Consider the following 14,969-nt stretch of genomic DNA (forward strand, 5'->3'; position numbering starts at 1 on the left):
TTAATTCACCTTGTTTGAGTCACGTGCTTGGCCTATATGCATCAGCGGCTCTAGTACTTGCTCATTGAGTTGCGGTGATAGTTCTGATGTAGCCAACAGCAAGGGCTGCGTAAAGGCGCTTAATGTATCAAGGCCCGGTGACTCATCAGGGGTTAAAGCTTGGCTTACCAAGCGTAAGTCGTTAATGCCCATATTCGCTTCTAAGCTTGAGCTTAATATACAACGTACCCCCTCAAGATGAGCTTGGCTTATCATATTCTGCAATTTCTCCAGCGAACCCAATAACATGGGTTTGATGATTAATGCGCCTAAACCGGTTTGTTGTAAGGCGACATCTAGATCAAACTGAGGCGAGTTGAGTGATTCATCAAGCGCATATTTAATCCCTAATTGGCGATATATTTGTCGATTATCGTTAGGGTTAATGCAAGGCTCTTCAATGTATTCAATTTTGTGTTTGGGTAAGCAGGCTAAAAAGTCGATAGCTTGTTCAAGACTAAAGCCTGCATTGGCATCTAAACGTAAAGTGACGTGCGGTGCGATAGCCAGTATTTGATACACAAATTGGATCTCGCTTGCCATGTCGGTTTGAGCCACTTTAACTTTAACGCTGTTTATGTCGCCTTGTGTTAGGAGCTTTTGGGTCATAACCTCGATTGACATACCATCATAAAGTAATGGAACTACAGCTGATTGAGTATGAGGATTATCGATGCGAATAGGCAATTTATGAGTTAATTTTGCATCCAATAAGCTCAATGCAAATGCTAGCGATGGTAGCGACATCTGCTGGGCCATGTCATTTAATATCGCCAAGGGTTGATCAATTATATTTGCTAACACATGCTGCAGTTGCCATTGCACCTCAGTAAGGGATTCTTGGCTAAACCCGCTGATCACTTGGCTATTAATGTCCAAGCCTGACAGTGGCGCGATTTCAACCCAAGCTGCTTGCTGGTTATTGAGTTGGATCTCGAGCACCAAGCCTTTACGACAATCAATTCGTTGCTTACCTACAGGTAAATAAGGGTTAAGCTCAATTTGATACTGATACAGACTACAACGGCTGATGGTTAATTGGTCAAGTAATGACATTATCGCTCCTTTAAACCGGTTAACGGTTCTGGGCATAATAACGCCAGTAAGGTATCGGTAAATAAGTCAGGGTGCAGGCTGTGAATATTATGCCCTGCGGCATGCAATGGCTTTAGCTGTAAGTGTTGAGCAGAATCGGCGAGTGAAGCCTGCCAATCGATAGCCACTTGTGCAAACTTTTTATCATCTACACCATAAATAAAATGACACGGGCAGTTAAGGCGCTCAAGCACCGTTCGACAGTCTTGTTGTAAGCTCAGTGAGGTTGTTATGAAGCAATTAGCCAAGCGTTGGGGATCGTTAATCCGCCGTATAGCGATAAGTTGTTGTTTTTGATGTTTACTCAAGTCGCTAAAAACAGCTTGTTGATACCAAAGACTGAGAAAGTCCGTTATGGGTAAATACTTGAGTTTGTTCGCCCACAGGTTATCGCTTTGTGATCGAGCCGCTTGCTGCTGAGAGTCTTGCAAACCAGGATGAGCAGATTCGAGGGTTAAGCTTAAGAGTGAATCTGCAAAGTCATCGGCAATATGCAGTGCAATTCGACCCCCAAGAGAATAGCCGAGTAAATGAAACTGCCTATAGCCCATGGCATGTATTTTATTGACGATCAGCTTTGCAGCTTGGTGCAACCCCGGCGAGTCTAAAGTGTCGATATTCTCGCCATGACCAGGTAAATCAATACAAATACAATGAAAATATTGGCTTAAACGTGGCATTAAAATAGACCAGTCGTCTTTGCTGCCCAAAAAACCATGCAGCATGAGTAATGCGGGTAATTGTGGTTGGCCAAAACGACGGATCATCGCCATTAGTGTTGTTTCACCCATTGGTTGATTTGCGTTATTTGATCGCTCGCTTGAGTTGGGCTGACATTAACTTCAATGACTGACGCACAATTAAACTCAAAGGCTTCATGATAAGCCTGATTAAACGATTCAATGTCATCTGCTTGTCGATAAGCCAAACCAAACATGGCGGCACCATAGCCAAACTCTAAACCATGACTTAAGCGGTAAAAATCATTACGCAGGCTTTCATTAGGCACAGGCAATAAATTAAAGATATTGCCGCCATCGTTATTGAGAATAACCAGCACAAATGGTTGAGTCATTTGCTTCAAGAGTGCCAATGAATTGAAATCATGCAAGCAAGACAAGTCGCCCATAACTAGGGTAGTTGGTGCATTTTTATCTGCCGCAATACCACAAGCGGTGGCAATTAAACCATCAATACCCGACGCGCCACGATTGGTATAAATTGCCGGTGTGTCAGTGGCAATTGGCGCATACATATCATAGAGGCGAATCGGTAAACTATTACCAATAAACAGTACATCTTGGTCTGTTTGCGCTAAAGCGATTGCACGTATCACTTGCGCTTCACCAAAGGTTGTATTGTCTATTTGTTGTTTCAGCAGCGACTCTAACGACTCATTTAGCGGTAATAATGCTAATGCCCAGTTGGCCTGTGATGAGCGTGGCCAAGGTAGCTGGCATACGGCTTGAACACTGGCTTGGAAAAAATCTTTAGCTTGATGGGCCGGATCTAAACGATCGCTGTACTTACCTATTTGCCAATAGCTATGCCAATTTTGCTGGGCAATATATTGAATTAATCGTTTGGAAATAAAGCGCCCACCAAACACTAATATCCGCTCAGCTTGTTCAAGTTGTTTGTTGGCTTTAGCGTTTAATAATAACTGATCAACGTGACCAATTACCCCAGGATGCTGGCGTAATTGTGATTGCGCATCGACCAATACTGGCCAGCCCAACTTTTGCCCTAATGCGACGATTTGTTGAGCATTATCCTCAGGAGCTAAAGTTCCTACTACTATCACGCCTTTACCATGAACAAACCGCATTAAGGTGTCGGTAGAGGGTAACTCAGCACTGGCTGTACGAGCATAACGAGTCAGTGGCTTAGTGGTTTCAAACCATTGGTTTAAGGGCGCAAGATACGTTGATGTTGTTACACTAGCCGTTTTCTTCACATGAGCTAATGTGACCAATTCTGCGGGGTATAGAGGCTCGCGGTACATACAATTTATGTGTACTGGTTGATGCTGGTTGGCCACAGCGTGATCAATCGTACTCAGTAATGCACTCGCCGGATAACCCAGATCAGGCGTCGGTAAATTAACTTGCTTGGCATATTGCGCAAATATGGCGGGCTGAATAATTGCTTGATTAGCACCGCAATCAATCAATTCAGGCGGTCTGTCACCCGATAAAATAATCAACGGCACATGGGTTAACCATGCTTCTACAATGGCCGGATAAAGGTTTGCCACCGCAGTACCTGAAGTGGTAATGATGGCGACAGGCGCATTACTGGCCTTTGCTAGTCCGAGGGCCATAAATCCTAATCCACGCTCATCAAAATGAATGTGGCGTGTCAGTAAGGTTTGACTCGCAGCGGCCAATGTTAACGGAGTAGAGCGAGAACCTGGTGCCATACAGACATGCTTAACTCCTAAGCGTGCCAGTTCCTCCAAGATCAATTGACCCCATAACAAATTCATATCGGCGCTGGTTTGTTGTTGCATATCGGCTCATATTACAAATAAATAATCGAATATTAGTGTAACGCTAAGTTAGCGTTACATCTAAGATTTAGTGCAGGTTTTTATCCAAAAATGACGAAAAAAATGCTCAACGTTTCAATCAAACAGCAGCCATATTCGGTCTTGTTTTATTTTTGTTGTACTACAGTTACTAATATGATTTAAATAAGACATTAAAAACAATAACAACAAGGACACTATAAATATGGAATCAGCGGCATTATTAAAACGAGTCGATGAATTACCCCGTTTACCTAAAGCGGTTAGTGAGCTGTTAGATGCGGTAAACAATGACAATAGCACGGTGAAAAGTATTTCTGCGAAAGTCGCTCAAGATCCTTTAATTAGTGCAAGGGTATTAAGACTCGCTAATTCTGCCCATTTTGGGCGAAGCCGCGAAGTAGGCAGTATAGATGAAGCCGTGATCCGCTTAGGCATGCAAACCTTACGAACCTTAGTTATTGCTTCTGCGGTAATTGGTGCAATTCCCAATGTGGATGGTGTTGACTTAGCTGATTTTTGGGGCGAGACATTTGAAGAGGCGCTATATGCGCAAGAAATGGCTAAGCGCTGTGGTGTTCCTCCAGATGAAGCCTTTACCTGCGCAATTTTACATAATATTGGCGATTTATTAATTGCTGTCGTTGAGCCTAAGATGTCAGCTAACATTCGACTCGCAGTGCAAGCGGGTGGGGATAAGCAGCAACTTGAAACCGAATTACTCGGTTTTGACTCTCCTGCTGTCGGGGCATTATTAGCTAAGACCTGGAAATTTACGCCATCATTGGTACAAGGCATTCAATATCAACGAGATCCGTTAGCGGCAAAACCTGCATCTAAACTTGCTTCGGTGATTTATTTATCGCACCAAGTCTTTCGTCACTGGGATGATGATCGAGATGAAGAATCGTTTACTGCTTGGTTAGCCGGAAAGGCCAATCATGAAGCGGGTATCATCAAGATGGATATGGATGGATTAGCCGACCGATTCGATGAATTACGCGGTAAGGGTTTAGAGATAGGTAAACAATTAGCCTAGTCACGACACTTAACTATTAAGCTCTGTTTATACAGAGCTTTTTTTATGCTTGATTGTTAATCCACTCGCTTAATACCACATGAGTTTTTATTTTGACTATGTCAGCCTGAGCATCGATAAATTCACGGATTTCATGCAATCGCTGCATTGAGTTAGCATGTACATAGACCAGTAAATCCATGTCTCCTGTGATGCCTTGGCAGGTAATCACTTCCGGTATTGTGGTAAAAATATAAATGACTTCAGCGCAACGGGCGCAACGATGCTGAATTTCAAAGTAGGCTGATACCCCTTGCTTTTGCGACTCACTCAGTAAAACCTGATAACCACGGATAACACCCGTTTGCTCCAACTTCTTGATTCGTTCTGTCACAGCGCTGCGCGATAAACTCACTTTTTCGGCAATAAACGAAATGCTCTGCCGAGCATTGAGGCGTAATTCGCTTACAATCGCTTTATCAAATTTATCCAATGATTTATATCTCAGTAATTGAGTACTATCGTTCTATTCTGTCATTATGATGGAAAGTTGTCACTTTTCCGTCATTATGTCGGTTTAGTAAAGCAACTTGAGCCAATTAACCCGCAGAATGTTTTGCTGTTTGGCCTTATAATGTCGCCACCTATTTCAGTAAGAATAAAATAATGAATCAAATGAATGCAACAATAGGCCGTTGGCAAGGTGCAGGCTTAATGGCCACCACTTTGTTAGGTACCGGGGTATTTATTTTACCGCAAATGACTATAGAGGTAGCGGGTTCAGCCTCATTATTAGCATGGTTACTCTTAACGGTAGCAATTATCCCTGTCGCATTAGTATTTGGTTTGTTAGCCAGTCGTTTTCCTCATGCTTCTGGTCCTGCTTACTTTATTGAAAAGGCATTTGGTGCAACCGCAGGAAGAACCATTGGACTAATCTTTTTATTAGTTATCCCCATTGGGGCACCTGCTGCAATTTTGATGACCTTTCAATTTTTAGAAGCACTGATATCAATATCAGGGCTAGGTCAATTAGTCGCAGAGTTATTGATTGTTGCTGTGTTACTGCTGCTCAATATTAAAGGTATTCAAGTGTCGGCAAAGTTACAGTTTATGCTGACACTATTGATTGTTGCGGTTGTGGCAATATTATTTGGAGCCAGTGGCTTAAATGTTGGGCAGCTAGAAAACTTTGCCCACAGTAGCCATCCGCAATTTAGTGGGGTGATGTTAGCCATGGGCATTGGTTTTTGGAGCTTTTTAGGCATCGAAGCCATGACGCATTTGGCCAGTGATTTTCGTCAGCCGGATAAAGATTTGCTGCCTGCCATGATGATGGGCACGGTATTGGTTGGGGTTATTTACTTAGCCTGCACGTTTTTACTTCTCATGGTGCCAACAGAGGGTGCCGGCTTAGCCATGATATCGGCATTTGATTATTTATTATCAAACACTTTTCTCAGTGGATATGGCGCCTATATTATTGGTATTTTAGGCATAGCCAGCGGTTTAGCCACGGTCAATGTCTATGCTGCCAGTGCCGCCCGTTTATTGTGGAGTTTTAGTAAAGAAGGTATTTTGCCGCGCTATTTCGACAAGTTAAACCCACATGGAGTCCCTTTTAGAGCCTTGTTTGCGATTTTGGGCTCAATGGCGGTGGTGATTGTTGTTACCTATTTTAGCTCGCAAGAATTAGAAGACTTAATTGCATGGAGCAATGGCGTTTTTGTGATTATTTACTTACTGGCGATGTTGTCAGCGGCTAAATTACTCAGTAAACGATATTTGCCATTAGTTATTGCAGGTTGTGTGTTTTGTATTGGTTTGGGCATTGCCCTTGGCAGTAATATGATTTACGCCACGGTATTGGTGTTAGTGATTGCGCCGTTTATGTTTTGGCAAAAAGCCCATCTTACGCGTAAGTATTTAATGAGTAATACCCAAGGCTAATTGGCCATGACTTAACGTATTTCCATGGCGATATTGCGCATTTGAATCAGTTCACTGTGTTTTAAATACAGCAAATCAGCTGTGCGGCGAATAATTTGGTCTTCATATTGCGACAATTCACCATCGGCATAGGCTAATTTCCACATCGCAAGCAGTAGTTTCTGCTTATCTTCAACGCTAAACTGACTATTGATCTCAGTGGTAAACTCAAATAATGAGGTGGCATTATGGCGGCTGAGTTTAGCTTCATTGATCAGTTCAGAGGCTTCATCTGCACTAATATGTAGTGTATTAACCAGCATTGCGGGTAGCAAAGCGGCTTCCGACGATGACAAGTGTTCATCTGCATAGACAACTTCAAGCAACAGCGTTGCTGCCGCAAGATTAAGGTGTTTTACCTTGTCTTCTGGGCTACTTTCTTGAGTATGGGATTGGATAAAGTGCTTTAGTTTTGCGATCATAATTAGGCTGTCCAATATTACTGTTCATTTTGATGCTAGCAAAAATGATAATCCCAAGCGAATAGCTTGGGATTAAATTATGTTAACCCAAGTGTTGCTTGGGTTAACAAGTTAGGCCCTTGAAAGCAGGTTATAAGATTGAACCTAGACCTTTCATTAATAAATCCACAGTGCCTTCGCCACCACTTTGCTGAAGATAGTTTTTAGCGATATCAACCATAGGTACAATGTAGTCTTTTGATATACCGAGCTTTTCAAAAGCATCATATACCATAGCGCTCCCTTGTAACGAAGAGCCTAAATTACCTGCTTTTGATAATAATCCCGACATACCATTATCCGATGATAGTGCAGGTACCGCAGCCATTAGCCCATCAGCATTGGGGATACTGTTGCTTAGCTGACTGAAATCATTGTTACCTAAATTGGTTTGGGCCAAATTAAGCAATGATCCTAATCCGCCTTCAGCTTGAGTTTGAGATAATCCAAGTTGCGACATAACGCTGCTCACTAATGCACTTGATTGCTCTGATGCTGCTGGCTGTGCAATGGCTTTAGCTTGTTCTGTTGCTGGTTTTTTAGTTATTTCAGTCACGTTATCCAACCAGCCTGCAGATGTCGGTGCCGAGAATATCAATACGGTAACCAGTACCGGTAATGCGGATGCTAATTTCATAGTGAGTGTCCTATCATGCCATTCAATGTCTAAACTTCGGGTCATTTTAGCCTGATTTACATAAATGCGACAGATGATCACGATTTTTGCTCATTAGACTTGTGCAAAATGCTTTTTTTTTGGGTATCCTAAGCGCAATATTTGTCGTTAATAGATTACTGGAACCCACATGTCATTGTTTGCAATTTTGACTGAAGCATTTAACTTTTTTCGAAACCACATCCGTCAGCTTGCCATACTGACATTGCCATTACTATTAATCCAAGTCGCTATCCAACTTTGGCTAGGTAATGAAATGATGCAGGCTGATGCTGAAAACCCACAATTTGGCGCAGTTCATGCTGCGGCAATGATGGTACTGTTGTTAGTATTTTCATTTTTAATTGCGGCTTTAACACTCTATTTAGAGCTACGCTCTCAAGGGCATGATCTTGCGCCGGGACAAATATTGAAGGCTAGCTTGCCATTTGTACCACCATTATTATTAGCTGGTGTATTTTCTGGCTTAGCCATTTTAGCGCCGGTAATGATTTTTGCTGCATTTGGCCCGTTGTGGTTAATTGGTTTATTAGTCAGTTTATATTTGTTTTCTCGGCTTGCATACGTGAACTTTATGGTGGTGGTTGAACGTTTAACGCCCCTTGAAGCGATTAAGAGCAGCTTTAAATTCAGTGGCCCTATCACGATTAAAACCATTGCAGTATTAATGCTATACGTGCCATTGTCTTTATTGGCTGGCATGTTTTCACAAGTCGCGATGCAAGTTGGCTTTCCACTGCAACTGATCGTAGAAGCGACTTTTTCATTCTTAGGTTTGTTTGTTAACATCGCTTTGTTTAGATTGTATATGGTCAATCGTAAAACTGCGGATGCTGACATCACCGAGGGATAATAGCTTGTAGACACTCAAAAAGGAGAGACCATTGTTAAATGATATTGAGTTTATTGATGGTTTCTCTACTGAGCTTAGCGACGATTATCGTTTAGCCAAAAGTTATGTCCGTGATATTCCTACTCAAGCGCTAGTGTATATTCGCAGTTTTACCCATAAGCTCACTAGCCAACTCGCCATTCCCCATGGGCTTATTTTCACTAGCCCTAATTTGTACGACCGAATTGAACAATTACATCAAGCACGATTAATCGATCCGCCAGCTGTGCGCGCATTACATCGGCTTCGCAGTGACGGTAATCGTGGTGCCCATCCAGAAAAATACCATTTAACCCAAGCACAACTCGTGACGATTGCAGAAAAGTCGATTGAGCATATTTTGCAATTGATTAAAAAACTGTACCCATTAGTACAGCAATCAGCACCTAGGTATCAATTTGACGCTTTTGACTCATTTGCTGGGCGTGATTTATGTTACCGCGCAGTGATGGATAACGACGCGCAAGCGCAGTATTTAGTTGGCATGTCTCTAAAAGCCAAAGGCTTAATGCTACAAGAGCAGGAACAGGCTTTAGCCCAAGTATTACTGGCTCGTTCTACGTTTAATGATGTTGATTCAATGACAGAAAAAACATCAACGCGAAACTCTGCCGCGGACGCGTTTGCACAAGCGGGTTATTGGTTTGCCTTAGCATCCACTCAGGATCAAGCGGCATTATTTGAACATGGTGTGAGCTTATTACATGGATATTGTGGTCATCCAAATCCAATTGAAGGTGAGCAACTTATTGCTAAGGCTGCCGAAAAAGGCATTGTCGAAGCACAAGCATTACTGGGGTTTTTCTATCTTGTTGGCAGCTCTCAATTTAGTGTTGATCTGATCCAAGCCGAGCGTTTATTAACCCTTGCCGCCAATGCTGAAAATGCTGAGGCCATGTCAAATCTTGGAGTGTTGTTTTATCAAAACCAACAATTTGAAGATGCATTTTTATGGGTGAATAAAGCCGCGAAAGCCGGATATTCTAATGCCCAATATCATTTAGCTTTGATGCTAGTCGAAGGGCTAGGATGCGATATAGATGTACCTGCAAGCCTGCAATGGATGAACGAAGCCGCTGAGCAAGGGCAGGTTGATGCCATGCTACATTGTGGCAGTGATATTTTGCACGATGACAATGCCAGTCAACAACAACGAACTAAGGCCGAACATTACTTACACCAGGCGATTAAGTACGGCTACAATGTGAGTGCAATGATAGAGTTAAGCGTGGCGTTAGCTGACGGTATTTTAGGCCGTATCGATGTAGTACAAGCCGCATATCTACTCACACTCGCTAGAACGCATGCTAATGAGGAACACCGACAAGTCATCGAGCCATTGTGGCAATCATTAGCCATGCAGATTGACAGTGTCATCGCACTCAATCCCACTGAAGAAGAGTTAATTACCTTGCAACAGGCCAAGAGCTTACTTCTGTAAGTTAAGTTGTTGCTGGCGGGCATGATGCTTGAATATCATGGATGTTAATCCGTTAATCCGTTAATCCGTTAATCCTTTCAACGTTAACACTCTAGCTGCTGATATTACTCACACTACGCAGCTTAATACGCTGGCTAGATAGAGAAAGCCTTCAATGCTGTTATTTGTCTAGAGAGTGCTGAATCATTGTTAACTGAGCAGATTTTTAATGGAATGAGTATTAAATAAATTTTGTTACTAAAAGCCACTAGACGACAGACTAAAAAATCAAGTAGGGTGAGAGCATAAATTAGGATCTATTAAATCAATCATTCGGATAATAATCCGATTAAGATGAATTTGACCCGTAGAATAATCATGACTCACTCAATGTTTCAGACTCACAAAAAGTGGCTATGGCTACTGCTCGGCGTATGGCTGATTGTAATACAATCATTCGCGCTGCTGCATTCTGCTGAGCACGGTCTGGAACATCAGCATACTCATTGTATTGTGTGCGATTTTGGTCATAACCTAAATGCCGGTCCATCATCTTTGCGCATGCCGCCGATGGGATTGCAACAGCCGGAATATATTGCGCATACACCTTATCAACAACCTAGCTTGTCGGTATTACGTCACTTCAATGTTCGTGCTCCTCCCTGCCTTTTTTAAGCAATATCACAACATAAAAATTTATAATTTTTTGCTTATCTAAAGGAAAGGCACAATGAAACTTGCATTATCTTCTATAGCGCTAGCAGTTGCTGGCGTATGTTCACCGGTTATGGCTGCGCAACTACAAGGCCAAGTCACCGACCCACAAGGCGCACCTATTGTTGGTGCTCAAGTCAGCATTGATGGTGGCCCTCGGACAATGACTAACTCACAAGGTCAGTATCAGTTAACCGTTGCCGATAATAGCCATGTGCATTTGCACGTAAGTGATGATAATTTTAAGCATGTTGATCAGGATTTGCAGATCACTACAGGTGTGATTAAACAGGATGTTTCACTCAAGCAGGCCATAATGGAAAATATCGTGGTCACTGCATCACCTCTTGCGCGTTCGGCACTCGAAAGTACCACACCAATAAGTGTACTTACCGAAGATCAGCTTAAACTTAATATCGAACCCACGCTCGGCGATACCCTAGAAAAACTCCCAGGTGTACAAGCTTCCCACTTTGGTGCTGGGGCCAGTCGTCCTATTATCCGTGGTATGGGCGGCCCTCGTGTGCAAGTTCTTGAAAATGGTCTCTCTGTAGGTGACGCATCTACTGTATCTGCGGATCACGCAGTAACCACTGAGGCTGCATCGGCACAACAGATTGAAATTCTTCGCGGTCCTGGCACTTTGCTTTATGGCAACGGCGCAATTGGTGGCGTGGTCAATGTGGTCGATAAGCGATACCACGAGGCGCCTGTCGATGGCGTTTCAGGACAACTTGGTACTCGCTACGATACTGCCAGTAACGGTCGTACATTCAACGGCGATATTGATGGTGGCAATGGTCAGTTCAATTGGCATTTAGATGGTACTCATCGCGTTACCGATGATGTTGATATCCCTGGTAATGCAATTGTCGATATGCCCGAAACCCATGGAAAACTCGATAACAGTAGCTTGAAACTCGATGACTATGCTGCTGGTGTAGGTTATACCGCAGATACTGGATTTGTCAGCGTATCAGGTGCTCGAACCGAATCTAACTACGGTATTCCTGGCCGCGGCGAGACTGATGCTGCGGATATCACCATCGATTTAAAGAAAACTGCGTGGCAGTTACACAGCGGCTTATTAGACCCATTTGCTGGTTTTAGTAAGTTGCGTTTTGATGCTGGTTATACTGACTATCAACACTCAGAAGAAGAAGATGGCGTTGCAGGCACCACTTTCTTTAATAAACAAAGTGAGGCGCGCTTAAGCCTGAACAATAACCCTTGGGGTGAATGGCAAGGCACCATGGGATTGCATATGGTTCACCGTGACTTTTCTGTTGAGGGCGAGGAAGCGCTCACGCCAAACAGTAAAACAGATACTTTGGCAGCTTTTATTGTCCAGGAGCGTAAAGTCGGAGATTTTCGTTTTGAACTCGGTGGACGCATAGAACATTATCGCTTAGCGCCAGAGGGGATGATCTTAGAGACTATTAATGGTGAGCAAAACTATCAAGCTGAAGATTTAGTCGACAATGATTTGACCTTATCGGCAGGAATGGTTTGGGATTTCGCACCGTCGTACAATTTAGGTTTGTCCTTGACTCGAGCTCAGCGTTCTCCAACCGCCGAAGAGCTTTACAGCTTCGGACCTCATGATGCTACGCAAAGCTTTGAGATCGGTTCACAGTTTACCATTGTAAACGGTCAAATTATGACTGACAGTGGTAATAACGACAAAGAGATCGCGAATAATATCGACCTAACCTTACGTAAATTAGAGGGGGCATGGACAGGTTCATTAAGCATGGCTTATAACAGAGTGAACAATTTCTACTACGAGAAAAATACCGGTTTAATTGCCTCTGATATTGTTGGCGCTGATCCAGAAGGTGATTTACCTGTATATCAATTTACCCAAGGTGATGCTGAGTTATATTCACTTGAGGCTCAGGCCACTATCCCATTCAATGATAATTGGTCGTTAGATATGTTCAGTGATTACACTCGCGGCAAATTGGTTGATGGTGGTAATTTACCGCTCATGCCGCCTATGCGTATAGGCTCAACGTTAAACTATGATCAACAGCAATGGCACGCGGAAATTGCCGCGATTGGTTATGGTAAACAAACTGATACAGCAGAAAATGAAACTGAAACAGCAGGTTATGCTTTAGCAAATGCAGCGGTTACCTATCGTTTATACACGAATTCGGGTGATATGTTGCTTTATGTCAAAGCAAATAACCTGTTGAATCAAGAAGCAAGACCACATACTTCATTACTTAAGGACTATGCTCCGCTAATGGGCCGTAACGTGATGTTTGGTGTCACTTATAACTTTTAGTCTTTACTGCTTGTATACAAAATTAACTTAATCCTAAAGCGAAGTCTCTGACTTCGCTTTATTTTTAAGTTTGCATTTTGATTTCTTCATCAGCGGCGTAAAGTCCGCTTGCTCACATTTGGGCTATCACGACATTCGCTTCGTGCTGAAGGACTGCTGCATTTGGCAATTAGCGATAATCAAGATCACAGTTACATCAACTTAGGCAGCAGTCATGTTAATTAATGATCGCAGCCGCTGATGGATCTTCACTAAGTGCAACCTGCGGTTCGTTAATCTGCTTGATGCTCAAACGTACGTCCATTGCGTTGTGACTGATTGGGCTTAGCACGACTGAACATATCAGCGTATGGCGCTGTTTGTTCGCGCTGCACATCCGCACGGCCTTGGTAGATATCGCCTTGTTGGGATTGTGCTTGTTTTCTCTGCAATATTTTTTTACCTAGCAACTGTAAAGTAATAAAGCTTAATAAGCCTAACAACAATAAAAATGGTAATAACACTATGGTGGTCAATGCGATGGCAAACAGCATCAGTAATGTCAAAATAGGGTTCATGCTAGTGAACCTGTTTTTCAAATTGGCAGTGTGGAATGATTGATTAAATCTCATAGTAGCTCCTGGGTACACTTAGCCTGAAAATGGGGTCTAAAAAGGTTACCTATAAATCAGTAACGATGATTTAAAGTACAGTCTGCATTGCTGAGACATAATATGTCACGTTAAATTCGGTTAATGTTTACGCTTTGGCGCTCAACTATCTAAGGTAAATACTTGCTAATGACCCGCTTGAGCGGGATCGAGTAAAAGTATCAGTAATCATTTTTACTCATGTGTTGATTCGCGATAGCTCGTTCGACACTGTTGAAAATAATATTACGAAACCATTGATGCCCTGGTTCTTGGTTATTTCTTTCATGCCATAGAAACACATAAGCCATTGGCATAAATTCAAACGGTAAGGGAATAGAAACCAGTGAATAGAGCTTTTGAGCATGATGAGCAAAACTTGATGGCAAGGTAAAAATTAAATCAGTATTCGCGCAGACGCTGGCCGCACCATAAAAGTCTGGTACTGTAGTCGATAGATGACGATGTAAGCCTAAATTGGCCAGATGATAATCGAGAGCCCACCAATCGTTGCCTTCACATCTTACCTGAACATGAGACATGCTAAGGTAGTGAGCTTGATCCCATTGACCCGCTTTTACTTGCTGTAAAATAGGATGATCTTTACGCACTAGGCAAACTTGATGGTCGTTAAATAGTGTTTGTGATTCTATACCTTCGGGTACTTTTTCAATATTGACATCAGTTTGTGGATAAATATCTCTGCCAGCCAGGCCAAAATCGATTTGCCCTTGCTGTAGATCTTGCATAGATTTTTCGGTCCAGACATAGGAATCTAATTTTATTGACGGTGCTTGTTGCAATAGTGGCCCGATAAAATAGGGGATTAAGGTTTCATAAGCACTTTCAACCATAGATAATGAGAATTGGCGGTTACTGGTCGCGGGATAAAAAGTGGGAGGCTGGGTAAGTTGATATAAGTTTTGCAGCACTAACGGCAGTTGCTGTCTTAATGCATCTGCATGAGCCGTGGGCTTTAAACCGTGCGCTGTGCGTTGAAATAGTGGGTCATCTAATGTTTCTCGCAAACGATTTAAGCTTTTACTCACCGCCGATTGACTAACATGCAATCGATGAGCTGCTCGAGTCACACTTTGCTCCTCAAGTAATACTTGGAGAATGACTAATAGATTAAGGTCGACCCGAGCCAGATTGTCTAAATTCATGTGATATTCTCAAATGGAAATTCACTTTGGATTTTATATCATTTTCG

The 14,969-nt window shown here is 42.6% G+C and carries 14 protein-coding genes; 6 read left to right on the top strand and 8 right to left on the bottom strand.

The genetic code is table 11. From position 1 onward, the window contains the following. Genes menC through menD form a run of 3 tightly spaced genes read right to left on the bottom strand, consistent with a single transcriptional unit; the run spans window position 1 to window position 3,646 of the window. Entirely contained in the window at window positions 1-1,095 is a 1,095-nt protein-coding gene (gene menC / locus H5114_RS11915; protein WP_182723044.1) for an o-succinylbenzoate synthase, read from the bottom strand. Next, complete coding sequence (gene menH / locus H5114_RS11920) at window positions 1,095-1,925, bottom strand: 2-succinyl-6-hydroxy-2,4-cyclohexadiene-1-carboxylate synthase (protein WP_182723045.1); 831 nt, start codon at window positions 1,923-1,925, stop codon at window positions 1,095-1,097. The genes menC and menH overlap by 1 nt, the downstream gene beginning before the upstream one ends. Continuing rightward, entirely contained in the window at window positions 1,907-3,646 is a 1,740-nt protein-coding gene (gene menD / locus H5114_RS11925) for a 2-succinyl-5-enolpyruvyl-6-hydroxy-3-cyclohexene-1-carboxylic-acid synthase (protein WP_182723046.1), read from the bottom strand. Before menD ends, menH begins: the two co-directional genes overlap by 19 nt. Before the next feature lie 223 nt (window positions 3,647-3,869). Here menD and H5114_RS11930 point away from each other — a divergent pair, with 223 nt between their 5' ends. Beyond that, the gene (locus H5114_RS11930) at window positions 3,870-4,703 is read left to right on the top strand and encodes an HDOD domain-containing protein (protein ID WP_124017407.1); all 834 of its coding nucleotides are present in this window, start codon (window positions 3,870-3,872) and stop codon (window positions 4,701-4,703) included. Window positions 4,704-4,746: 43 nt separating this feature from the next. Here the strand turns inward: H5114_RS11930 and H5114_RS11935 are convergent, their stop codons facing one another. Further along, window positions 4,747-5,175: an Lrp/AsnC family transcriptional regulator gene (locus H5114_RS11935; protein WP_182723047.1), complete on the bottom strand. Its 429-nt coding sequence runs from the start codon at window positions 5,173-5,175 to the stop codon at window positions 4,747-4,749. Between the two features lie 173 nt (window positions 5,176-5,348). On the opposite strand from H5114_RS11935, the gene yjeH reads away from it, so the two are divergent. Then, window positions 5,349-6,632 (top strand): L-methionine/branched-chain amino acid transporter, encoded by a 1,284-nt coding sequence (yjeH, locus tag H5114_RS11940; protein WP_182697702.1) that lies wholly within the window; start codon window positions 5,349-5,351, stop codon window positions 6,630-6,632. An 11-nt stretch (window positions 6,633-6,643) separates the two neighbouring features. Here the strand turns inward: yjeH and H5114_RS11945 are convergent, their stop codons facing one another. Both H5114_RS11945 and H5114_RS11950 read right to left on the bottom strand, forming a co-directional pair. After that, window positions 6,644-7,093: a TerB family tellurite resistance protein gene (locus tag H5114_RS11945; RefSeq protein WP_182723048.1), complete on the bottom strand. Its 450-nt coding sequence runs from the start codon at window positions 7,091-7,093 to the stop codon at window positions 6,644-6,646. Window positions 7,094-7,223: 130 nt separating this feature from the next. Beyond that, the gene (locus tag H5114_RS11950) at window positions 7,224-7,769 is read right to left on the bottom strand and encodes a DUF2780 domain-containing protein (RefSeq protein ID WP_124017411.1); all 546 of its coding nucleotides are present in this window, start codon (window positions 7,767-7,769) and stop codon (window positions 7,224-7,226) included. Window positions 7,770-7,938: 169 nt separating this feature from the next. On the opposite strand from H5114_RS11950, the gene H5114_RS11955 reads away from it, so the two are divergent. The 4 genes from H5114_RS11955 (at window position 7,939) to H5114_RS11970 (ending at window position 13,127) form a co-directional block, all read left to right on the top strand. Continuing rightward, window positions 7,939-8,661, top strand: a complete 723-nt coding sequence (locus H5114_RS11955) for a hypothetical protein (protein WP_124017412.1) — start codon at window positions 7,939-7,941, stop codon at window positions 8,659-8,661. A gap of 31 nt (window positions 8,662-8,692) precedes the next feature. Next, window positions 8,693-10,141: a DUF4145 domain-containing protein gene (locus tag H5114_RS11960; protein ID WP_182723049.1), complete on the top strand. Its 1,449-nt coding sequence runs from the start codon at window positions 8,693-8,695 to the stop codon at window positions 10,139-10,141. Window positions 10,142-10,510: 369 nt separating this feature from the next. Continuing rightward, on the top strand, window positions 10,511-10,795 hold the full coding sequence (locus H5114_RS11965) for a hypothetical protein (RefSeq protein ID WP_259395285.1): 285 nt from the start codon (window positions 10,511-10,513) through the stop codon (window positions 10,793-10,795). Between the two features lie 55 nt (window positions 10,796-10,850). Then, on the top strand, window positions 10,851-13,127 hold the full coding sequence (locus H5114_RS11970) for a TonB-dependent receptor (protein WP_182723051.1): 2,277 nt from the start codon (window positions 10,851-10,853) through the stop codon (window positions 13,125-13,127). Between the two features lie 272 nt (window positions 13,128-13,399). Here H5114_RS11970 and H5114_RS11975 read toward each other — a convergent pair whose 3' ends face one another. Further along, complete coding sequence (locus tag H5114_RS11975; protein ID WP_182723052.1) at window positions 13,400-13,738, bottom strand: hypothetical protein; 339 nt, start codon at window positions 13,736-13,738, stop codon at window positions 13,400-13,402. A gap of 200 nt (window positions 13,739-13,938) precedes the next feature. Continuing rightward, window positions 13,939-14,922 (bottom strand): LysR family transcriptional regulator, encoded by a 984-nt coding sequence (locus tag H5114_RS11980; RefSeq protein WP_182723053.1) that lies wholly within the window; start codon window positions 14,920-14,922, stop codon window positions 13,939-13,941. Window positions 14,923-14,969 lie beyond the last annotated feature (47 nt).

Origin of the sequence: Shewanella sp. SR43-8 (genome assembly GCF_014163775.1) — a bacterium.
Lineage (GTDB): Bacteria > Pseudomonadota > Gammaproteobacteria > Enterobacterales > Shewanellaceae > Shewanella > Shewanella vesiculosa.